We start from the raw sequence: 21,134 nt of genomic DNA, 5'->3' as shown, positions 1-21,134 counted from the left end.
TCAGACTCCGGCAGGCGTGCGGGCGGCGGACGTGTCGTGCAGGTCGGCGGGCGAGGCCAGGTGGCCGAGGACCGCGGTGGCGGCGGCGACCTGCGGGGAGACCAGGTGGGTGCGGCCGCCCTTGCCCTGCCTGCCCTCGAAGTTGCGGTTGGAGGTGGACGCCGAACGCTCGCCGGGGGCCAGCTGGTCGGGGTTCATGCCCAGACACATCGAACAGCCCGCGTGCCGCCATTCGGCGCCGGCCGCGGTGAACACCTTGTCCAGGCCCTCCTCGACGGCCTGCAGCGCCACCCGCACCGAGCCGGGCACCACCAGCATCCGCACCCCCTCGGCGACCGAACGACCCTCCAGCACGGCGGCGGCCGAGCGCAGGTCCTCGATCCGGCCGTTGGTGCAGGAGCCCACGAAGACGGTGTCGACGGAGATGTCGCGCAGCGCCTGACCAGCCGTCAGACCCATGTACTCCAGGGCCTTCTCGGCGGCCAGCCGCTCGCTGGGGTCGGCATACGAGGCGGGGTCCGGAACGTATGCCGACAGCGGCGCGCCCTGGCCCGGGTTGGTGCCCCAGGTGACGAAGGGGGACAGCTCGGCGGCGTCGATGACGACCTCGTGGTCGAAGACCGCGTCGTCGTCGGTGCGCAGCGTGCGCCAGTACTCGACGGCGGCGTCCCAGTCGGCTCCGCGCGGGGCGTGCGGACGGTCCTTGAGGTAGTCGAAGGTGGTGTCGTCGGGGGCGATCATCCCGGCCCGCGCGCCCGCCTCGATGGACATGTTGCACACGGTCATCCGGGCCTCCATCGACAGCTTCTCGATGGCGGAGCCGCGGTATTCGATGACATAGCCCTGGCCGCCGCCGGTGCCGATCCGGGCGATGATCGCCAGGATCAGGTCCTTGGCGGTGACGCCGTCGGGCAGCTCGCCCTCGACCGTGATGGCCATGGTCTTGAAGGGGGCCATCGGCAGCGTCTGGGTGGCCAGCACGTGCTCGACCTGACTGGTGCCGATGCCGAACGCCAGCGCGCCGAAGGCGCCGTGGGTGGAGGTGTGGCTGTCGCCGCAGACCACGGTGGTGCCCGGCTGGGTCAGCCCCAGCTGCGGTCCCACCACGTGGACGACGCCCTGCTCGACGTCGCCCAGCGGGTGCAGCCGTACGCCGAACTCCGCGCAGTTCTTGCGCAGCGTCTCCAACTGGGCGCGGGAGACCGGGTCGGCGATCGGCTTGTCGATGTCGAGGGTGGGGGTGTTGTGGTCCTCGGTCGCGATGGTGAGGTCGGTGCGGCGCACCGCGCGACCCGCCTTGCGGAGACCGTCGAACGCCTGCGGGCTGGTCACCTCGTGCAGCAGGTGCAGATCGATGAAGAGCAGGTCGGGCTCGCCTTCGGCGCGCCGGACGACATGGTCGTCCCAGACCTTCTCCGCCAGTGTCCGTCCCATTGCTTTCCCTCCGGCCGGCGGCTTTGCCGGCCCATCTCGAAGCCTGCGAGCCCTGGTCCCGGGGCCGCAATTACAGAGTGACGGGTCTGCTGGGAAATTGAACTTGCGTTTCACAGTGTGAGACGCAAGTATCGTTGCATGGACAACTCTAGCGGCGTCGGCGTTCTCGACAAGGCGGCTCTGGTTCTCAGCGCATTGGAGTCCGGTCCGGCCACCCTCGCCGGGCTGGTCGGCGCGACCGGGCTGGCGCGCCCCACGGCGCACCGGCTCGCGGTGGCGCTGGAACACCACCGGATGGTGGCGCGTGACATGCAGGGCCGGTTCATCCTGGGCCCGCGGCTGGCCGAGCTGGCCGCGGCGGCGGGTGAGGACCGGCTGCTGGCCACGGCCGGTCCGGTGCTCACTCACCTACGGGACGTGACCGGCGAGAGCGCCCAGCTCTATCGCCGCCAGGGCGACATGCGGATCTGCGTGGCCGCGGCCGAGCGGCTGTCCGGCCTGCGGGACACCGTGCCGGTGGGCTCCACGCTGCCGATGAAGGCCGGCTCCGCCGCCCAGGTGCTGCTGGCCTGGGAGGAGCCGGAGCGACTGCACCGCGGACTCCAGGGCGCCCGCTTCACCGCCACGGCCCTGTCGGGCGTGCGGCGCCGGGGCTGGGCCCAGTCCATCGGCGAGCGGGAGCCCGGGGTGGCCTCGGTCTCCGCGCCCGTCCGCGGGCCCTCCAACCGCGTCGTCGCCGCCGTGTCCGTCTCCGGCCCCATCGAGCGACTCACCCGCCACCCGGGCCGGATGCACGCCCAGGCCGTCATCGACGCCGCCGCCCGCCTGAGCGACTCCCTCCGCCGCGCGGGCTGACCCCCGCCCAGGTCGGCTCTCTTCGGGCTTCCGCCCACACCCGCCCCTCCTCGGGCTTCCGCCCGCCCGGAACCACAGCACAGGGCCCCTGCGCCCGCCCGCCACCGCGCGGGCCGGCGCAGGGGCCCTGTCGCGCCCGAGGCACCCTGAGGCGCCCGGGAGGGTCGACAGCGTCGAATTCCGGCGACTGCGTGAGCGGCGTCTCACCGTGGGGCGGCATTCGGCTCGGCCGACCGCGGCTTTCGTCTCGCGCCTCCGGCGCAAAGAAGGCGACAACGGGGAGGGAGGGGGCGGCCACGCGCCATCGCCGTCTGACGGCCGCCTGGCGACCGCACGGCCGGCATCGCGCCACGGGGCGGCATTGCGCCCGGCCGACCGCACCTCTCGTCTCGCGCCTCCGGCGCAAGGAAGGCGACAACGGGGAGGGAGGGGGCGGCCACGCGCCATCGCCGTCTGACGGCCGTCCGGCGACCCGCACGGCCGGCATCGCGCCACGGGGCGGCATCGCGCCCGGCCGACCGCACCTCTCGTCTCGCGCCTCCGGCGCAAAGAAGGCAGCTACGGGAAGGAAGGCCGGAGTCTGTCGCCGTCGCCGTCTGACGCTCGGCGGGCGATGGACATGATCGGTCCCCGGCGAGGCCCGGTATGTCCCTGCAGAATCGCTTGATGCGTATCAAGCACCAGGTCAAACGACTCTGCGAAGGGTCTCTGGATGCCCGGCGAAACGCGCTCCTCGTCCATCGACTCCGACCCACCGGCCGACAGACGGCGACGGCGGCAGGCCCGCCCCCTTCCTCGCCGTAGCCGCTCTCTGTGCGCCGAAGGCGCGAGACGAGAGCCGCGGTCGGCCGAGCCGAATGCCGCCCCACGGCGAGAACCCGCGCCACGGCCGAACCCGCACCACCACCGACCACGCACCACCACCGACCACGAGAAGCCCCCGGCGCCGGCGGCGGCACTCGTAGCGCGGGGGTCGTCCGGCGCACGGCGGGCGCGCGGCACGCCGCCGCGGCAGGGGCGTCAGGCGGGCTTGAGGCGGTCGGCGGCGCGCTCGCCGCGGCGGGCGACGGGGACCGGGCCGCCGGTGGCGGCGGCGAGGCCGAAGGGGGGCATGTTGATGTAGACGTTCTCGTACGAGCCGGGGCGAGAGATGAACGTCTCGTGCCAGAAGCCGACCTTGCCCCTGCCCTCGCGGAGCCGGCGGTTGAAGGCGGCCCAGGCGGGACGGTGCTCCTTGCCCTGGTCGGCGGCGTAGGCCAGCAGCTTCTCGGGAGACTCCCAGTACTGGACGACGTACAGCAGTCGGGGCCAGCCCAGCAGCAGCTGATAGCCGAGCATCCCGCTCTCCTTGTCCTGCGACAGCTCCTTGAGCATGCGCGGCATCGCGGTGAACACCGGCCACCAACTGCGCACGGCGCGGAAGCTGTTGAACCGCATCCCGATGTGGAAGACGGTGACGTCGCCCTGGACGTCGGCGGTGTACCGGCCGGGAATCGGCTTGCTGCTCATGATCGCTCTCCTCACGCAGTACTCCGACGACTCCCGTCGCCGGGTTAGATAGCGCCGCTATCCATGCTTAGATAGTGCCACTGTCCAATGGGAGGCGCAAGAGGACATGCGACTGGCGGAGTTGAGTGCACGGAGCGGAGTGCCCACCGCGACGATCAAGTACTACCTACGGGAGGGGCTGCTGCCTCCGGGCGAGCGGATCACCGCCACCCAGGCGGAGTACGGCGAGGAGCACCTGCGCCGGCTGCGGCTGGTGCGGGCGCTGATCCAGGTGGGCCGGATGCCCGTGGCCACCGCGCGCGAGGTGCTCGCCGCCACCGAGGACGAGGCGCTGGACATCAGCAGGCGGCTGGGCGCCGCGGTCTGGGCGCTGCCGCACGGGCCGGAGCCCGAGCCGGAGACCCCGGCGACGACCGCGGCGAGCGAGCAGGTGGACGCCCTGCTGGAGCGGATGGGCTGGGAGCACTGCCGCGCGTACGGGGACACCTCCCCCGCCTATCGGGCCCTGGTGGCGGCCATCGCCACGCTCGCCCGGCTGGGCTACCCCCACGAGACGGAGCATCTGCTGCTCCAGGCGCGGGCCGCGGACGAGCTGGCCGTCGCCGACCTGGATCTGGTGGAGACCTATCCGCCCGAAAGCCGGATCGAGGCCGCCGTGGCGCTGACCGTGCTCTACGAGCCGGTGCTGCAGTGCCTGCGACGGCTGGCGCAGACCGAGGAGACCCACCGCCGCTACGACGGGACCTGAAACGAAAAGAGCCCCTCCATCGAAATGGAGGGGCTCTTTTCCTTCTGTACCCCCGACCGGATTCGAACCGGCGCTACCGCCTTGAGAGGGCGGCGTGCTAGGCCGCTACACAACGGGGGCCTGAGTACCTGCGGTACTGCGCTGGGCTACCAGGACTCGAACCTAGACTAAATGAACCAGAATCACTCGTGCTGCCAATTACACCATAGCCCATGGTATTAACCAGTACCCCCGACCGGATTCGAACCGGCGCTACCGCCTTGAGAGGGCGGCGTGCTAGGCCGCTACACAACGGGGGCCCTAGCGATCCCATCGACCCGAAGGTCTTCGAGATCAGTACCCCCGACCGGATTCGAACCGGCGCTACTGCCTTGAGAGGGCAGCGTGCTAGGCCGCTACACAACGGGGGCTTGGTCCTGCTGAGGACAAGAGATCCATGAAGGATCTCTTGCTGGGGTACCAGGACTCGAACCTAGACTAAGTGAACCAGAATCACTCGTGCTGCCAATTACACCATACCCCACCAAAACGCCACCCCCGAGGGGGTTTTGTTTGGCTGCGCTTTCCGGCCCGGCCTCTCGGCCCGTTCCGTCCGGCGCAGGAAGAACATTACCCGATGGTGGACGGGCCACCAAAACGAGTACTTCAGGCCGCGCTCAGCTTGGCCAGCGCCGCGTCGACGCGGGCCAGCGTGCGGTCCCTGCCGAGCACCTCAAGGGACTCGAACAGCGGCAGGCCCACGGTGCGGCCGGTGACGGCGACACGGACCGGCGCCTGGGCCTTGCCGAGCTTCAGGCCGTGCTCCTCGCCGGCGGCGACGACGGCCTCCTTGAGGGCGTCGGCGGTCCACTCGGCGTCGGCGAGCTTGGCGCGGGCGGTGCGCAGCAGCGCCTCGGAGCCCTCCTTCATCGCCTTCTGCCAGGACGCCTCGTCCTCGACCGGCTCGTCGAGGAAGAGGAAGTCCACATTGGCGGTGATGTCGGAGAGGACCGTCAGCCGGGTCTGGGCGTGCGGCGCGATCGCCTCCCAGGCGGCCCGGTCGAAGGACTCCGGGGCCCAGTTGGCGTGCGGGGCCTGGAGCCAGGGGGCGCACGCCTCGACGAAGGCCGCCGGGTCCAGCCGCCGAATGTGGTCGGCGTTGATCGACTCGGCCTTCTTCAGGTCGAAGCGGGCCGGGTTGGCGTTGACGGCCGTCACATCGAAGGCCGCGACCATCTCGTCCATGGAGAAGACGTCGCGGTCGGCCGCGAGCGACCAGCCCAGCAGGGACAGGTAGTTGAGCAGCCCCTCGGGAAGGAAGCCGCGCTCGCGGTAGAGGTTCAGCGAGGACTGCGGGTCGCGCTTGGAGAGCTTCTTGTTGCCCTCGCCCATGACGTACGGCAGGTGGCCGAAGGCGGGGACGCCCTTGGCGATGCCCAGCTCCGTCAGCGCCCGGTAGAGCGCGATCTGCCGCGGGGTGGAGGAGAGCAGGTCCTCGCCGCGCAGCACATGGGTGATCTCCATCAGCGCGTCGTCGACGGGGTTGACGAGCGTGTAGAGCGGGGCGCCGTTGGCCCGGACGATGCCGAAGTCCGGCACGTTCTCCGGGGTGAAGGTCAGCTCGCCGCGGACCAGGTCGGTGAAGGTGATCGGCTCGTCCGGCATCCGGAACCGCACGATGGAGGGGCGACCCTCGGCCTCGTAGGCGGCGGCCCGCTCCGGGCCCACGGTGCGGCACTGGCCGTCGTAGCCGGAGGCCCGGCCGGCCGCACGGGCGGCCTCGCGGCGCTCCTCCAGCTCCTCGGCGGTGCAGTAGCAGCGGTAGGCGTACCCGCCGGCCAGCAGCTTGGCGGCCACGTCGGCGTAGATGTCCATGCGCTGCGACTGGCGGTACGGCGCGTGCGGGCCGCCGATCTCCGGCCCCTCGTCCCAGTCGAAGCCCAGCCAGCGCATCGCGTCCAGCAGCTGCTCGTAGGACTCCTCGGAGTCGCGGGCGGCGTCGGTGTCCTCGATGCGGAAGACCAGGGTGCCGCCGTGGTGGCGGGCGAAGGCCCAGTTGAAGAGGGCGGTGCGGACCAGACCCACATGCGGGTTGCCGGTCGGCGAGGGACAGAAGCGGACGCGTACGGGAGACGCGGAGGGAGCAGGGGATGCTGCGGATGCGCTAGCCACGCTTGATCACCTTGTTGGTGAGAGTGCCGATGCCTTCGATGGTGACGGCGACCTCGTCGCCGACGTTGAGGGGTCCGACGCCCGCCGGGGTGCCGGTGAGGATGACGTCGCCCGGGAGCAGCGTCATCGCCTCGGTGATGTGCACGATCAGGTCCTCGACCGTGCGCACCATCTCGCCCGTGCGGCCCAGCTGGCGCTGCTCACCGTTGACGGTGCACATGACGGTCAGGTCGCGCGGGTCGAGGTCGGTCTCCACCCAGGGGCCCAGTGGGCAGGAGGTGTCGAAGCCCTTGGCGCGGGCCCACTGCGCCTCCCGGCGCTGCACGTCGCGCGCGGTGACGTCGTTGGCGCAGGTGTAGCCGAGGATGACGTCCTTCACCCGCTCGCGAGGGACCTCGCGGCACATCCGTCCGATGACCACGGCCAGCTCGGCCTCGTGGTGCACCTCGGAGGAGAAGGAGGGGTAGACGATGGGGTCGCCGGGGCCGACCACGGCGGTCGACGGCTTGAAGAAGGCGACCGGGACCTCGGGGACCTCGTGGCCCAGCTCGGCGGCGTGCTCGGCGTAGTTGCGGCCGATCGCGACGATCTTGTTGGGCAGGACCGGCGACAGCAGGCGGACCTTGTCCAGCGGGATCTTGGTGCCCGAGCGTTCGAAGTCGCCGTAGGGGATGCCCTTGATGATGTCGAGGGTCTCGCCCTCGACCACACCGTAGGCGACGTTGCCATCGATGGAGAATCTGGCGATGCGCACGGGAAGCTGGCGCCCTTCGAGATAGCTGACGGGGACTGACGCTTCAGGCTATCTCGCGGGGGCGCACGGCCGCCCGGTCGGCGAGGCGGCCCGTCAGCCGGTGGGGGCCTCCATCAGCACGGTGCGCCTGGGGTTCGCGGTCTGCGTCGGCAGCTCGACCGGGTGCTCCGGACGGTCGGCGGGGGCGACCAGGAGCTCCTCGGCGTCCGTGAGGTGTGCCAGCGTGGTGCGGCGGGGATTGGCTATGTTGCGGATCATCATCGTCGTCTTCATTCGGGTTCTCCCCCCATTGCCTCTTTGTCGTTTACACGGGTTGTGTAAAGCGTCAGGCTAGACGCGCCCATGCCCACGCATACAAAGAAGAACTCATGTGGAACGTGTGAGTTTCCTCACGACGTCACGGGCAAATGCGACATAAAAGGCGGCCAACTCAACCGAATGAAACGGACATTGCACACCTGAACCTGACGTTCCGCTCTTGATCATGACTACCGGGACACCAGGCCATGACGAGCAACTCGCGGGCAAAAGTCCGTTATCGGAGACATGACTTTCTACGTCCGGTAATGACTCCCATACTGAGCGTCACGCCCGTCATGTCCGCACCACTCGCCCTTGTTGATGCATCCGGCCCTGTGCTGGAATTCCCAGCACCGCCGCAAGATTCAGCCGGCGCGCAGGGGGCGCACGAGAATGGCGCCGAGCGGCGGTGGCTCCTCCTCTCGAACGAAAGGTGAGCGCGCCGGTCACTCACGACCGCTACGGGGGGCCGCGGTCCCCATCGACTCGACACCGTTTCGCCGGTCTCCGGTGAAGCGCCTGGTCCAGAGGTTGCGACGCTAGTGCAGGGACGTTTCAAGAGGGAAGGCAGCGCTTCGGCGGATCCGGAGCCGCGCGGTGGGTCCGACCGCGGCTCCTCGCCCCAGCGCGCCCAGTCCACCGGATTGACGCCGGGCGACCGCGGCTCCGACGCCGGATCCGGTTCCGGCGCGCAGCCGGGCGCCCCGGCCGGCGGTGGCGGCGGTGGCGGTGGCGAGGGTGCCGACAAGGCCCAGCCGAAGGCGAAGGGACCCACCGGGCCCGGCGCCCGAATAGCCCTGCGCAACTGGCGCATCTCCACCCGACTCGTCTCCCTGCTCGCGCTCCCCGTGGTCGCCGCGACCACCCTGGGAGCCCTGCGTATCGAGACCTCGCTGGAGAACATCCAGCAGCTGGACCACATGAAGCTGCTCACCGAGATGACGCAGCAGGCGACCCAGCTGGCCGACGCCCTCCAGGAGGAGCGCGACAAGTCCGCGGGTCCGCTGGCCGGCGAGGGCAGCCAGAAGGACGACCGCGTCGTCGCCACCCGGGAGAAGACCAGCCGCGCGATCACGGCCTTCCAGGAGGCCACCGCGGACGTCGACCCCAACGACCCGACCATGATCGGCGTGCAGTCGACCCTGGTCGACATCAGCAAGCAGCTCGGCAAGATCCGGTCCATCCGCGACACGGCGTACGACGACAAGACGTACATCGCGCAGACCGTCGAGAGCTACAACGAACTCATCACCTCGCTGCTCTCGCTCTCCCAGGACATGGCGCAGGCGACCAGCAACAGCGAGATGATCAACAGCACTCGCGCGCTGGCCACCTTCTCCGCCGCCAAGGAGTACGCGTCCATCCAGCGCGCGGTCATCAGCGCCGCCCTGGCCAACCCCAAGGGCGCCGCCCTCTCCGCCAACGACCGCCGGTACGGCAAGTCGGCCCTGGACAAGGAGACCGAGGCGCTGCGGCGCTTCGTGCAGATCCGCCGGGACAGCTCCGAGGACCTGCTGGAGCCGCTCAACGGCGGCCGCCCGGACATCACCGCGGCCGACAAGTACGCCCAGCGCGTGCTGCGCGACGCCAACGGCCTCAGCTCCGAGAAGCGGACCTACCCGGACTGGTACGACCAGGACACCATCAAGCTCGACGAGATGTCGAAGATCGAGCAGACGCTGCTCAGCGAGATGGAGGCCAAGGCCCGCGAGCTGCGTTCGGACGCCGAGCGCGACGCCTACCTCAACGGTGTGCTGATCCTGCTGGTCCTCGGCATCTCGCTGGTCGGCGCGTTCGTCGTGGCCCGCTCCATGGTGCGCTCGCTGCGCCGGCTCCAGGAGACCGCCCAGGAAGTCGCCCAGAAGCGCCTTCCCGAGCTGGTCAAGCAGCTCTCCGAGGCCGACCCGCAGGACGTGGACACCTCCGTCGAGTCCGTCGGTGTGCACAGCCGGGACGAGATCGGAAAGGTGGCCGCGGCCTTCGACGACGTGCACCGCGAGGCGGTGCGACTCGCCGCCGAGCAGGCGCTGCTGCGAGGCAACGTCAACGCGATGTTCACCAACCTCTCGCGCCGCAGCCAGGGTCTTATCCAGCGCCAGCTCTCGCTCATCTCCGAGCTGGAGAGCCGCGAGGCCGACCCGGACCAGCTGTCCTCGCTGTTCAAGCTCGACCACCTCGCCACCCGTATGCGCCGTAACGGTGAGAACCTCCTCGTTCTCGCGGGTGAGGAGCCGGGTCGCCGGTGGACCCGCCCGGTGCCGCTGGTCGACGTGCTCCGTGCCGCCGCCTCCGAGGTGGAGCAGTACGAGCGCATCGAACTGAGCGCCGTTCCCGGCACCGAGGTCGCCGGCCGCGTCGTCAACGACCTCGTGCACCTCCTCGCCGAGCTGCTGGAGAACGCCACCTCGTTCTCCTCCCCGCAGACCAAGGTCAAGGTCACCGGTCACGCGCTGCCGGACGGCCGGGTGCTGGTCGAGATCCACGACACCGGCATCGGCCTCTCCCCGGAGGACCTGGCCGCGATCAACGAGCGGCTGGCCAGCCCGCCCACCGTGGACGTCTCGGTCTCCCGCCGCATGGGTCTGTTCGTGGTCGGCCGCCTGTCCCTGCGACACGGCATCCGCATCCAGCTGCGTCCCTCCGACTCGGGCGGCACCACCGCCCTGGTCATGCTGCCGGTCGACGTCGCCCAGGGCGGCAAGAAGCCGGGCGCGCCCGCGGGCAAGCCCGGTGCGCCGGCCGCCCCGCAGGGTGGCGGCTCCGGCGGCGGTGCCGGCCTCATCGGCTCCGCGCCCTCCCGCCGTCAGGTCCCGCAGTCCGGCTCGCGCCCCGCGCTGCCCGGCAGCGGCCTGGCCGGCCTGCCCACCCGCAAGGCGGGCGCCTCCAGCGGCGGCCCCGCTCCGACGGGCGGCAGCCTGTTCGACGCGGGTCGGCCGCCCGGCGCCGAGCCCCGACGCTCCCCCGGCACGCCTCCCGGCCTCCCCGGCGGCCGCGGCGGTCTGCCGGTGCGCGGCGACAACCCCTCGGTGGCCCCGCCGACCGGCGCCCCGACCCGCGGGGAGGGCCCCGGCCGCCCCGCCGGCCCGGCCGCGTCCGGCGCACGGCCGCAGCTCCCGGCCCGCGAAGCGGCGCCCGAGCTGCCCTCCTCCCAGGCTCCCGGCACCAGCTGGGGCGCGCGTCGCGCGGCCCAGGGTGGGGACGACGACTGGCCGTCGGGCCCGCCGTCGCCGGAGAGCCGGGGCGGGCGTGACGCGCTCGACGCTCCGCGCGGGCACGACGACGTCGACACCGGCTCCCAGACCTCGCAGTTCGCCCGCCCCGATCTCGGTCAGGGTCCGGGCGACACCGGACAGTTCCCGCAGCCCGACCTGGGACGGGACACGGCACCACCGGCCAGTACGCGCGCCCCGACCTCGGTCAGGGCCCCGGCGACACCGGCCAGTTCCCCCAGCCCGACCTCGGACAGGGACACGGCACCACCGGCCAGTACGCGCGCCCCGACCTCGGTCAGGGCCCGGGCGACACCGGACAGTTCCCGCAGCCGGAGCTGGGCCAGGGTCCGGGCGACACCGGCCAGTACGCCCGCCCCGACCTCGGCCAGGGGCACGGCACCACCGGACAGTTCCCCCAGCCGGAGCTGGGCCAGGGCCCGGGCGACACCGGCCAGTACGCCCGCCCCGACCTCGGTCAGGGGCACGGCACCACCGGACAGTTCCCGCGCCCGGGTGCGGCCTCCGGCGGGTACCTCCCGCAGGGCGGCCCCGGCGTCGGGCTCGGCGGCGACACCGGCGAGTACCCGCGGCCGCAGGCCGACGCGCACGGTTCCGCCAACGGGGTGGCCCACAGCTCCCCGCTGGACGACCCGGCACCGGTGGCACCCGCCGCGTCCGGTGACCTCCGTACGCCGATCTTCGACACCATCGAGTCGAACTGGTTCCGGGGCGCCCAGGCCGGAGCCGCCGAGCAGGACCGCCAGGCCGCGCCGGCACAGCCGTCCCGCGAGGGGCGGCCGGCGCAGGACCAGGGCGGCCGGCAGCGGCAGCCGGCCCGTGCCGCCGACACGGGTGCGTCCGACGGCTGGAACTCGTCCAACGACGAGCACTGGCGGCGCGCCGAGCAGGTGCGCGAGCCCGCCTCGGGCGGCATCACCTCCTCCGGGCTGCCGCGCCGTGTGCCGCGCGCCAACCTCGTGGAGGGCACCGCGCAGCAGCAGACCCCCCAGACCGGTCCGCAGGTCTCCCGCGCGCCCGACGACGTGCGCGGGCGACTGACCAACCTCCGTCGGGGCATCCAGCAGGGCCGTCAGGCCAGCCCCGGTCAGGGGTCTCCCGGCAGCAATCACGATCGCGGCGTTGGCCCGACTTACCAGCAGGAGCGTTAGTTGAGCCCGATGAGCCAGGCGGCGCAGAACCTGAATTGGCTGATCACGAACTTCGTGGACAACACCCCCGGGGTGTCGCACACGGTCGTGGTCTCCGCCGACGGACTCCTCCTCGCGATGTCCGAAGGGTTCCCCCGCGACCGCGCGGACCAGCTGGCGGCGGTCGCCTCCGGTCTGACCTCGCTGACCGCCGGAGCCTCCCGCATCTTCGAAGGCGGTGCGGTCAACCAGACCGTCGTCGAGATGGAGCGCGGCTTCCTCTTCATCATGTCCATCTCGGACGGATCCTCGCTGGCCGTCCTCGCCCACCCCGAGTGCGACATCGGCCTCGTCGGCTACGAGATGGCCCTGCTGGTCGACCGCGCGGGAAATGTCCTTACCCCCGATCTGCGCGCCGAGCTCCAGGGCAGCCTGCTGAATTGACCGACCGCCCACCGGCACCCGCCGCCGGCACGACCGTCACCTCGCTGTCCCGACCGGAGGATTCATGACCCCGCCCCCTGCTTCGCCGTACGGCGGCCATCATCAGTCGTACGGAGGCGACGACCAGCCGCTGGTGCGTCCGTACGCCATGACCGGCGGCCGGACCCGGCCGCGCTACCAGCTCGCCATCGAGGCCCTGGTCAGCACCACGGCCGACCCGGCCGCGCTGCAGGGTCTGCTCCCCGAGCACCAGCGCATCTGCCACCTGTGCCGCGAGGTCAAGTCGGTCGCCGAGGTCTCGGCGCTGCTGAGCATTCCGCTCGGCGTGGCCCGGATCCTCGTGGCCGACCTGGCCGAGGCGGGGATGGTCACCATTCACCAGCCGGGCGGCAGCTCGGAAGCCGGCGGCACGCCGGATGTGACACTGCTGGAAAGGGTGCTCAGTGGACTTCGGAAGCTCTAGCGGCGGCGTGTCGACCCGCTCCACCACCTCCGCGAAGATCGTGGTGGCGGGCGGCTTCGGCGTGGGCAAGACCACGTTCGTCGGCGCGGTCTCGGAGATCAACCCGCTGCGCACCGAAGCCGTGATGACCTCGGCGTCGGCGGGGATCGACGATCTGAGCCACGTTCAGGAGAAGACCACCACCACGGTGGCGATGGACTTCGGCCGTATCACGCTGGACGACGATCTGATCCTGTACCTGTTCGGTACGCCGGGTCAGGACCGCTTCTGGTTCATGTGGGACGACCTGGTCCGCGGCGCCATCGGCGCCGTCGTGCTGGTCGACACCCGCCGTCTCGCCGACTGCTTCCCCGCGGTCGACTACTTCGAGAACAGCGGCCTGCCCTTCGTCGTCGCCCTCAACGGCTTCGACGGCCACCAGCCGTACGGCCCCGAAGAGGTCCGCGAGGCGCTCCAGATCGGCCCCGACGCCCCGATCATCACCACCGACGCGCGGCACCGGAACGAGACGAAGAGCACGCTCATCACGCTCGTCGAGCACGCGCTCATGGCCCGGCTGAAGTGACGATCCGCGTGGATCGGACGGCATTGCGGTAACCCGCGCATGACGATCACGCAAGAAGATCAATTCGGCCGATAATGCCGGAAGTTATGCCCCGCGGCGGGTTGTGTCATACGACACGACCCGCCCGGGGCTTCATAACGTTTCGACAGAGAATTACTCACGTGTGCATACGCAACGCTTACGTGGCGTTCCCCTCCGCACACAACTGCCTCGCCTTCTGCCCCGCCTGACGCTTTATGCCCGTTTTATCTGCGTGTCGGGGGCGCGTCTTGATGCTTTGCCCACTGTTTGGAACCGGCCCGCGTGACGTGCTGGAATTCCTTGAACTGGGCAGTAAGGGCTCAGCCGAGAACGGCACGGAATCTGGTGCCGGGGCCGAGAGGTTGTTGGTCGAGTGAGGCGAAGCAAACCGAACTCCGCGCAAACGCAGGCGCGCGGGAACTTCACCCCGCCGCAGCGTGCGGCGGCGGCGAGCGAGGACGCGCCCGAGACTTCCGCACCGTCGGTCGGCAAGGGGGGTGGGCGGCTGTCGCCGGGCAACTGGCGCGTGCCCACCCGACTGAACGCCATCCTGCTCATCCCCGTGCTCGTCGCGCTGGTCTTCGGTGGCTTCCGTGTGGAGTCCTCGCTGGCGACCTGGAGCGAGGCACAGGACGCCGAGCGGACCGCCCGGGTGGTGCGGGCCGCGGCCGCGTACGGCCAGGCGCTGGTCAACGAGCGCGACGTCACCGCCAAGCCGCTGCTGACCAAGACAGACACGGATGTGGTCCAGCAGGCGCGGGCGGCGACCGACACGGCGGCGGACGAGTTCGCCAAGCAGGTCAAGGACATGCCGGATTCGGCCAGCCTCAAGCGCCGTCTCAAGGCGTTCGAGGCCGTCGAGCCGCAGCTGGAGACGCTGCGTCGGAACGCCTACACCTCCGAGCTCTCCGGTGGGAAGACCGAGGAGGGCTACGTCCAGGTCCAGCACCCGCTGATGGAGTTCGCCAACGAGCTCGGTCTGGGCACGGGCAACATCACCTCCTACGGCCGCACCGTCTACGCGGTGTCGCTGGCCAAGGCTGCTGGATCGCTTCAGCGCTCGCTCGGCACCCATCTCCTGGTCGAGCCCGTCAGGGGCAGCGAACGCAGGGCGATGTTGACCGCGCTGGCCTCGTACGTCTACCTGGAGAAGATCGCTCTCGACGAGTTCAAGTCGGGTGGCCTCCCGGAGGACGTCACCCTCATGGACGACGAGCTCGCCAAGGCGGCCAGCACCCACGAGGAAGAGGTCGCGCGGGACAAGCAGGAGGCCGAGGGCGTCGGCGAGGACTTCGTCGCGCCGCCGTCGATGGAGCGGATGCTCGGCGAGATCACCTCGCCGACCGCCTCGAAGGCGAAGCTCCAGGCGCTGGGGATCACGGCCGACAGCTGGTTCGAGACCACCACGCACAAGTTCGAGGCCTACCGAAACGTCGAGTCCAAGCTGACCGACAAGGCGGTGGAGGAGGCCGCGCAGATCTCCTCCGACGCCAAGACCGACGCCATCGTCAACTCCGCGATCGTGCTGGTCGCGCTGCTCGCCGCGTTCATCGTGGCCGGCATGATGGCCCGCTCCATGAGCCGCTCCATGCGCCGGCTGCGCGCCGCCGCCTTCGAGGTGGCCGAGCAGCGCCTGCCGGCGCTCGTCGACCAGCTCTCGCGCACCGACCCGGGCCGCGTCGACACCCGGGTGGAGCCGATCAAGATCACCACCAAGGACGAGATCGGCGAGGTCGCCCGCGCCTTCGACCAGGTCCACCGCGAGGCCATCCGGCTCGCCGCCGAGCAGGCCCTGCTGCGGGGCAACGTCAACGCGATCTTCACCAACCTCTCCAGCCGTAACCAGGGTCTGATCGAGCGCCAGCTCACCCTGATCACCAGCCTGGAGAACAACGAGGCCGACCCGGACCAGCTGGAGAACCTCTTCAAGCTGGACCACCTGGCCACCCGCATGCGCCGCAACGGCGAGAACCTGCTGATTCTCGCCGGCGAGGAGCCGGGCCGCCGCTGGAACCAGCCGGTTCCGCTGGTCGACGTGCTGCGCGCCTCCGCCTCCGAGGTGGAGAGCTACGAGCGCATCGAGATCGACGGCGTCCCGGAGAGCGAGATCCACGGCCAGGCCGTGACCGACCTCGTGCACCTGCTCTCCGAGCTGCTGGAGAACGCCACCACGTTCTCCTCCCCGCACACCAAGGTCCGGGTCACCGCGACCAGGCTGCCGGACGGCCGCGTCATGATCGAGATTCATGACAAGGGCATCGGGCTGACCGCCGAGGACTTCGCGGACATCAACCACAAGCTCGCCAATCCGCCGACGGTGGACGCCGCGATCTCCCAGCGCATGGGGCTGTTCGTGGTCGGCCGACTGGCGAACCGACACGACATCCGGGTGCAGCTGCGCCCCTCCGGAGAGCAGGCCGGCACCACCTCGCTGGTCATGCTCCCGGACGCGATCACGCACGGTGGTGGCGGCGACGAGCTGCCGGACGACTTCACGGTCTCCCGGATCGTGCCCGAGCAGCCGCACGCCACCCAGGAGACCCCGATCCTGCGCTCCGCGGCCGATCTGGGCTTCGACGACTCGCACTACGGCGACCAGCAGGCCCAGCGTCCCGCGGCGGGGCAGAGCGACCTGAATCCGATCGAGCGCTCGCTGCAGCGTGGCGAGCGGCGCGCGGCGCTGGGGGCGCAGGCCCACCGGCAGCAGCCCACCGATCCGGCGACCGGCTACCCGGCGGCCGAGGCGGGCTACGCCGACCCGGCGAGCGGGTTCCAGCAGCCGGCGGCCGGCTATCCGGAGGCGGGCCCGCAGGCCGGCTATGCGGAGGCGGGCTACGGGCACCAGACGGACCCCCAGCAGCAGCCGTACTCGGACTACAACTCCCCTGTCGACCAGGGCGGGTGGGGTGCACAGGGCTCCTACGAGGCCGGGTACGCACCGGAGCACAGAACGCAAGCGGAATCCACACCCAGCGTTCCCGAAGCTTCCCGTGAACGCGTAGAGTTCAACCATTCGGACTCCTCGGCGCCTTCGGCGGGCGGCGGCCACTCCCTGACCGGCGCGGGTCTGCCGCGGCGGAACAGGGGATGGCAGCAGCCCGACGGCAGCACCGCGGGTGCGGCGGACGCCGCCCCGGAGCAGTCCTCGGAGCAGTCGCTTCCGCGGCGCACCCCGGGGGCCGGACTGTCCCAGCAGGGCCGGCCCGAGAACGCCTCCGGCGACGGCTCCGGTGACGGTGACGGCTGGCGCTCGGCCAATGACGAGCGTTGGCAGCGGGCCGGTCGGATCCGCGAGCCGAAGGCCGGCGGGGTCACCTCCTCCGGGCTTCCGCGACGGGTGCCCAAGGCCAACCTCGTCGACGGCGCGGCGGAGCAGTCCCCGCAGGGCGGCCCCCAGGTCTCCCGGACTCCGGAAGCCGTTCGGGGCAGGTTGAGCAACCTGCGCCGGGGCGTCCAGCAGGCCCGTAACGCGGGTTCCGAGAGCAGCACCGAGCAAGACCAGCATGACCAACAGGGCTTCGGCCCCGGCAGCACCTACGATCAGGAGCGTTAGTGTGAGCCCGATGAGCCAGGCGGCGCAGAACCTGAACTGGTTGATCACGAACTTTGTGGACAACACCCCCGGGGTGTCGCACACGGTCGTGGTCTCCGCCGACGGACTCCTCCTCGCGATGTCCGAAGGGTTCCCCCGCGACCGCGCGGACCAGCTGGCGGCGGTCGCCTCCGGTCTGACCTCGCTGACCGCCGGAGCCTCCCGCATCTTCGAAGGCGGTGCGGTCAACCAGACCGTCGTCGAGATGGAGCGCGGCTTCCTCTTCATCATGTCCATCTCGGACGGATCCTCGCTGGCCGTCCTCGCCCACCCCGAGTGCGACATCGGCCTCGTCGGCTACGAGATGGCCCTGCTGGTCGACCGCGCGGGTGGGGTGCTCACCCCCGACCTGCGGGCAGAACTGCAAGGAAGCCTTCTCAACTAGCAAAGAGACAGTGCGCTTCGCGCCACCGCCCCATAGGGTGCGGTGGCGCGACCGGCAAACAGGCGAGTTGGAGGAGGAGCCGTGGAAACGCCCCCTAGCGGATACCCGTACGGGTTCGGGCAGCAGCCCGAACCGCAGCAGGATGGCCCGCTGCAGCGCTTCAACTTCCCCTCCACTCCCAGCCACTACCGCCAGCCACAGGGGTACCCGCAGCAGCAGCAACCCCAGCCGCAGCAGCAACAAGGGCCCCCGTCTGGCTATAACCCGTCGTACGAACCGCAGCGCCCGCCGCGCAACCAGCCGGCCCAGTCGCAGCGGCGACGCACCGCGCCGGAGCCGCCCGTGGGCGGCGCGCACAACCCCCTGGTGCGTCCGTACGCCATGACCGGAGGCCGAACCCGGCCTCGCTACCAGCTCGCCATCGAGGCGCTGGTGCACACCACGGCCGATCCCTCCCGGTTGCAGGGCCAGTTGCCCGAACACCAGCGGATCTGCCAGTTGTGCCGGGAGATCAAGTCGGTCGCAGAGATCTCCGCGCTCCTCACCATCCCCCTCGGCGTCGCCCGAATCCTCGTCGCCGACCTGGCCGAGGCCGGGCTCGTCGCCATCCATCAGCCCGGCGGCGACGAGACCGCCGGCGGCCAGCCTGACGTGACACTGCTCGAAAGGGTGCTCAGTGGACTTCGGAAGCTCTAGCGGTGCAGCCCGCTCCACCACCTCTGCGAAGATCGTGGTGGCGGGTGGCTTCGGCGTGGGCAAGACCACGTTCGTCGGCGCGGTCTCGGAGATCAACCCGCTGCGCACCGAAGCCGTGATGACCTCGGCCTCGGCGGGGATCGACGACCTCACGCACGCCCCGGACAAGACCACCACCACGGTGGCGATGGACTTCGGCCGTATCACCCTGGACCAGGACCTGATCCTGTACCTGTTCGGTACGCCGGGTCAGGACCGCTTCTGGTTCATGTGGGACGACCTGGTCCGCGGTGCCATCGGCGCCGTCGTGCTGGTCGACACCCGCCGTCTCGCCGACTGCTTCCCCGCGGTCGACTACTTCGAGAACAGCGGTCTGCCCTTCGTGATCGCCCTCAACGGCTTCGACGGCCACCAGCCGTACGGCCCCGAAGAGGTCCGCGAGGCGCTCCAGATCGGCCCCGACGCCCCGATCATCACCACCGACGCGCGGCACCGCAGCGAGGCGAAGAGCACGCTGATCACCCTCGTCGAACACGCCCTCATGGCCCGGCTCCGGTAGTCACCGGCGCCGTCGGCCGTGCAGAAAGGTCCCCGCACCCCCGGAAGGGGGGACGGGGACCTTTCTCGTGTGCCCCTGTGGGCCCTGGCATGGCCATGTTGCGAGCCGTGGTGTGGGCCCTGCCGTGTGCCCTGGGTGCGCCGTTCGCTGCCCGGTCGCGGCAGACGAAACGCCGGGCGGGCTGGAGATCCAGCCCGCCCGGCGTTCGGTGCGAAGAGGTCAGCCCTGCCAGCTGTGCGGGGCGCGGAAACCCGACTGGCGCTCCAGGCGGCGCCAGCGGGCGGTGTCCCGGCGCGGCCGGGTCGAGGCGGCGCCCCGGTGGCGGTGCGCCGCACCCGCGCGGGCGAGCAGGACCGCGGTGACGGCGGCCAGTTCCTCCGCGTCGGCGTGCCCCTTCTCGACGCGGACGAGCGTGCCGGCGGTGGCGGACATGGCGGTATCGCTGGGAGTACTCACGGTGGGCTTCGTCTCCATCAGCCGCGTCACTGCGGCGGGTTGCCGTGCTTGCGAGAGGGCAGGTCGGCGTGCTTGGTGCGCAGCATCGCCAGGGAGCGGATGAGGATGGCGCGGGTGTCGGCCGGGTCGATGACGTCGTCGACGAGTCCGCGCTCGGCCGCGTAGTACGGGTGCATGAGCTCGGACTTGTACTCCTTGACCATGCGGGAGCGCATCGCCTCGGGGTCGTCCGCCTCCGCGATCTGGCGCCGGAAGATGACGTTGGCGGCGCCCTCGGCGCCCATCACCGCGATCTCGTTGGTCGGCCAGGCGTAGGTGAGGTCGGCGCCGATGGACTGGGAGTCCATGACGATGTACGCGCCGCCGTACGCCTTGCGCAGGATCACCGAGATCCGCGGCACGGTGGCGTTGCAGTACGCGTAGAGCATCTTGGCGCCGTGCCGGATGATGCCGCCGTGCTCCTGGTCGACGCCGGGCAGGAAGCCGGGCACGTCCAGCAGGGTGATCAGCGGGATGTTGAACGCGTCGCACATCTGGATGAAGCGCGCGGACTTCTCCGACGCCTCGATGTCCAGCACGCCGGCCAGCGACTGCGGCTGGTTGGCGATCACACCGACGACCTGACCGTCGAGCCGGGTCAGGGCGCAGATGATGTTGGTGGCCCAGCGCTCGTGGACCTCCAGGAACTCGCCGTCGTCGACGATCTCCTCGATCACCTTGCGCATGTCGTACGGGCGGTTGCCGTCGGCCGGGACGAGGTCCAGCAGTATGTCGCCGCGCCGGTCCACGGGGTCCTCGGACTCCACGACGGGCGGGTTCTCCCGGTTGTTCTGCGGGAGCATCGACAGCAGGTAGCGCACCTCCTCCAGGCACGACTCCTCGTCGTCGTAGGCGAAGTGGCAGACGCCGGAGGTCTCGGCGTGCACATCCGCACCGCCGAGGCCGTTCTGGGTCACCTTCTCGCCCGTCACCGCCTGGACCACGTCCGGGCCGGTGATGAACATCTGCGAGGTCTCCCGCACCATGAACACGAAGTCCGTGAGCGCCGGGGAGTAGGCCGCGCCACCGGCGCACGGGCCGAGCATCACGCTGATCTGCGGGATGACGCCGGACGCCTTGGTGTTGCGCTGGAAGATGCCGCCGTAGCCGGCGAGGGCGGAGACGCCCTCCTGAATGCGGGCGCCGGCCCCGTCGTTCAGGGAGACCAGCGGCGCCCCGGCCGCGATCGCCATGTCCATGATCTTGTGGATCTTCGTGGCGTGGGCCTCGCCCAGCGCTCCACCGAAGATCCGGAAGTCGTGTGCGTACACGAACACCGTGCGTCCGTGAACGGTTCCCCACCCCGTGATCACACCATCGGTGTACGGCCGCTTGGCCTCCAGGCCGAAACCACTGGCCCGGTGTCGGCGCAGCGGCTCCACCTCGTTGAAGGAACCCTCGTCCAGCAGCAGATCGATCCGCTCCCGAGCCGTCAGCTTCCCCTTGGCCTTCTGAGCCTCGGTCGCCCGCTCGCTCGGACCCCGCCGAACCTGCTCGCGGATGGCGTGCAGCTCGGCGACGCGCCCGCGGACGTCACTCGCCACTTCGGGCGCACCTTCGAGATTGGTCATGCATTGAACGGTACGTGCCAGGGGGCCGGGAGGCCGATGTCGTTTTCCTACAACGTCGCACCCGTTTTGGTGGGCAGGCAGAACAGAACTGCACAGTGCGTTTGGGCGTCAACGGCTGTACCTAAGGACAACGGCCACTGTTGGCACTCCACAAAGGGAACCCGGGGTATGCGGTAGCTGCGGCGGTCTGACCACGCCGAACGGTCACCCGGTCGGCTGGCGCGGTACGGCC

16 protein-coding genes, 5 tRNA genes and 1 pseudogene are annotated in these 21,134 nt (G+C 70.6%); 10 read left to right on the top strand and 12 right to left on the bottom strand.

Annotated features, from left to right (window positions below):
* Positions 1-1,434: a 3-isopropylmalate dehydratase large subunit gene (gene leuC, locus CD790_RS04915; RefSeq protein ID WP_144381686.1), complete on the bottom strand. Its 1,434-nt coding sequence runs from the start codon at positions 1,432-1,434 to the stop codon at positions 1-3.
* A 138-nt stretch (positions 1,435-1,572) separates the two neighbouring features.
* Here leuC and ndgR point away from each other — a divergent pair, with 138 nt between their 5' ends.
* A complete protein-coding gene (ndgR, locus tag CD790_RS04910) occupies positions 1,573-2,289 on the top strand; it encodes an IclR family transcriptional regulator NdgR (protein ID WP_144381685.1) in 717 nt (238 codons plus the stop codon).
* Between the two features lie 1,020 nt (positions 2,290-3,309).
* Here the strand turns inward: ndgR and CD790_RS04905 are convergent.
* Positions 3,310-3,798, bottom strand: a complete 489-nt coding sequence (locus CD790_RS04905) for a DUF4188 domain-containing protein (protein WP_144381684.1) — start codon at positions 3,796-3,798, stop codon at positions 3,310-3,312.
* A gap of 106 nt (positions 3,799-3,904) precedes the next feature.
* On the opposite strand from CD790_RS04905, the gene CD790_RS04900 reads away from it, so the two are divergent.
* The gene (locus CD790_RS04900; protein ID WP_144381683.1) at positions 3,905-4,546 is read left to right on the top strand and encodes a MerR family transcriptional regulator; all 642 of its coding nucleotides are present in this window, start codon (positions 3,905-3,907) and stop codon (positions 4,544-4,546) included.
* 47 nt (positions 4,547-4,593) lie between these two features.
* On the opposite strand, the gene CD790_RS04895 is transcribed toward CD790_RS04900, so the two are convergent.
* The 8 genes from CD790_RS04895 to CD790_RS04860 all read right to left on the bottom strand — a co-directional run bounded on the left by CD790_RS04895 (position 4,594) and on the right by CD790_RS04860 (position 7,724).
* Positions 4,594-4,666 (bottom strand) — tRNA-Glu (locus tag CD790_RS04895).
* Between the two features lie 21 nt (positions 4,667-4,687).
* Positions 4,688-4,759, bottom strand: a tRNA-Gln gene (locus CD790_RS04890).
* A 13-nt stretch (positions 4,760-4,772) separates the two neighbouring features.
* Positions 4,773-4,845: transfer RNA gene (locus CD790_RS04885), tRNA-Glu, on the bottom strand.
* A 38-nt stretch (positions 4,846-4,883) separates the two neighbouring features.
* Positions 4,884-4,956, bottom strand: a tRNA-Glu gene (locus tag CD790_RS04880).
* 41 nt (positions 4,957-4,997) lie between these two features.
* A tRNA-Gln gene (locus CD790_RS04875) sits at positions 4,998-5,069 on the bottom strand.
* A gap of 122 nt (positions 5,070-5,191) precedes the next feature.
* The gene (gene gltX, locus CD790_RS04870) at positions 5,192-6,697 is read right to left on the bottom strand and encodes a glutamate--tRNA ligase (protein ID WP_144381682.1); all 1,506 of its coding nucleotides are present in this window, start codon (positions 6,695-6,697) and stop codon (positions 5,192-5,194) included.
* A complete protein-coding gene (locus CD790_RS04865; protein WP_144381681.1) occupies positions 6,690-7,451 on the bottom strand; it encodes a fumarylacetoacetate hydrolase family protein in 762 nt (253 codons plus the stop codon). Before CD790_RS04865 ends, gltX begins: the two co-directional genes overlap by 8 nt.
* A 93-nt stretch (positions 7,452-7,544) precedes the next feature.
* Complete coding sequence (locus CD790_RS04860) at positions 7,545-7,724, bottom strand: hypothetical protein (protein ID WP_144381680.1); 180 nt, start codon at positions 7,722-7,724, stop codon at positions 7,545-7,547.
* Positions 7,725-8,293: 569 nt separating this feature from the next.
* On the opposite strand from CD790_RS04860, the pseudogene CD790_RS04855 reads away from it, so the two are divergent.
* The 8 genes and pseudogenes from CD790_RS04855 to CD790_RS04820 all read left to right on the top strand — a co-directional run bounded on the left by CD790_RS04855 (position 8,294) and on the right by CD790_RS04820 (position 18,836).
* Positions 8,294-12,132 (top strand): annotated as a pseudogene (locus CD790_RS04855) (nitrate- and nitrite sensing domain-containing protein).
* Positions 12,133-12,141: 9 nt separating this feature from the next.
* Positions 12,142-12,555 (top strand): roadblock/LC7 domain-containing protein, encoded by a 414-nt coding sequence (locus CD790_RS04850; protein WP_009714795.1) that lies wholly within the window; start codon positions 12,142-12,144, stop codon positions 12,553-12,555.
* A gap of 64 nt (positions 12,556-12,619) precedes the next feature.
* The gene (locus tag CD790_RS04845) at positions 12,620-13,018 is read left to right on the top strand and encodes a DUF742 domain-containing protein (RefSeq protein WP_144381679.1); all 399 of its coding nucleotides are present in this window, start codon (positions 12,620-12,622) and stop codon (positions 13,016-13,018) included.
* Entirely contained in the window at positions 12,999-13,583 is a 585-nt protein-coding gene (locus CD790_RS04840) for an ATP/GTP-binding protein (protein ID WP_144381678.1), read from the top strand. Before CD790_RS04845 ends, CD790_RS04840 begins: the two co-directional genes overlap by 20 nt.
* A gap of 394 nt (positions 13,584-13,977) precedes the next feature.
* Positions 13,978-17,157 (top strand): nitrate- and nitrite sensing domain-containing protein, encoded by a 3,180-nt coding sequence (locus CD790_RS04835; RefSeq protein WP_144381677.1) that lies wholly within the window; start codon positions 13,978-13,980, stop codon positions 17,155-17,157.
* A gap of 10 nt (positions 17,158-17,167) precedes the next feature.
* The gene (locus CD790_RS04830) at positions 17,168-17,581 is read left to right on the top strand and encodes a roadblock/LC7 domain-containing protein (RefSeq protein WP_179285426.1); all 414 of its coding nucleotides are present in this window, start codon (positions 17,168-17,170) and stop codon (positions 17,579-17,581) included.
* Positions 17,582-17,662: 81 nt separating this feature from the next.
* Positions 17,663-18,277, top strand: a complete 615-nt coding sequence (locus CD790_RS04825; RefSeq protein ID WP_144381676.1) for a DUF742 domain-containing protein — start codon at positions 17,663-17,665, stop codon at positions 18,275-18,277.
* Positions 18,258-18,836, top strand: a complete 579-nt coding sequence (locus CD790_RS04820; protein WP_144381675.1) for an ATP/GTP-binding protein — start codon at positions 18,258-18,260, stop codon at positions 18,834-18,836. The genes CD790_RS04825 and CD790_RS04820 overlap by 20 nt, the downstream gene beginning before the upstream one ends.
* Positions 18,837-19,055: 219 nt before the next feature.
* On the opposite strand, the gene CD790_RS04815 is transcribed toward CD790_RS04820, so the two are convergent.
* Together CD790_RS04815 and CD790_RS04810 are read right to left on the bottom strand one after the other, a co-directional pair.
* On the bottom strand, positions 19,056-19,268 hold the full coding sequence (locus CD790_RS04815; RefSeq protein WP_144381922.1) for an acyl-CoA carboxylase subunit epsilon: 213 nt from the start codon (positions 19,266-19,268) through the stop codon (positions 19,056-19,058).
* Positions 19,269-19,318: 50 nt separating this feature from the next.
* Complete coding sequence (locus CD790_RS04810) at positions 19,319-20,902, bottom strand: acyl-CoA carboxylase subunit beta (protein WP_144381674.1); 1,584 nt, start codon at positions 20,900-20,902, stop codon at positions 19,319-19,321.
* Positions 20,903-21,134 lie beyond the last annotated feature (232 nt).

The sequence above is a fragment of the Streptomyces sp. SAJ15 genome, assembly GCF_007595705.1.
Classification (GTDB): domain Bacteria; phylum Actinomycetota; class Actinomycetes; order Streptomycetales; family Streptomycetaceae; genus Streptomyces.
This window is presented reverse-complemented; position numbering and strand designations above follow the sequence as displayed.

Excerpts from the sequence above, each read along its gene's own strand:
- leuC (WP_144381686.1), bottom strand. The coding sequence starts at position 1,434 with ATGGGACGGACACTGGCGGAGAAGGTCTGGGACGACCATGTCGTCCGG.
- ndgR (WP_144381685.1), top strand. The coding sequence starts at position 1,573 with ATGGACAACTCTAGCGGCGTCGGCGTTCTCGACAAGGCGGCTCTGGTT.
- CD790_RS04905 (WP_144381684.1), bottom strand. The coding sequence starts at position 3,798 with ATGAGCAGCAAGCCGATTCCCGGCCGGTACACCGCCGACGTCCAGGGC.
- CD790_RS04900 (WP_144381683.1), top strand. The coding sequence starts at position 3,905 with ATGCGACTGGCGGAGTTGAGTGCACGGAGCGGAGTGCCCACCGCGACG.
- CD790_RS04860 (WP_144381680.1), bottom strand. The coding sequence starts at position 7,724 with ATGAAGACGACGATGATGATCCGCAACATAGCCAATCCCCGCCGCACC.
- CD790_RS04850 (WP_009714795.1), top strand. The coding sequence starts at position 12,142 with ATGAGCCAGGCGGCGCAGAACCTGAATTGGCTGATCACGAACTTCGTG.
- CD790_RS04845 (WP_144381679.1), top strand. The coding sequence starts at position 12,620 with ATGACCCCGCCCCCTGCTTCGCCGTACGGCGGCCATCATCAGTCGTAC.
- CD790_RS04830 (WP_179285426.1), top strand. The coding sequence starts at position 17,168 with ATGAGCCAGGCGGCGCAGAACCTGAACTGGTTGATCACGAACTTTGTG.
- CD790_RS04815 (WP_144381922.1), bottom strand. The coding sequence starts at position 19,268 with ATGTCCGCCACCGCCGGCACGCTCGTCCGCGTCGAGAAGGGGCACGCC.
- CD790_RS04810 (WP_144381674.1), bottom strand. The coding sequence starts at position 20,902 with ATGACCAATCTCGAAGGTGCGCCCGAAGTGGCGAGTGACGTCCGCGGG.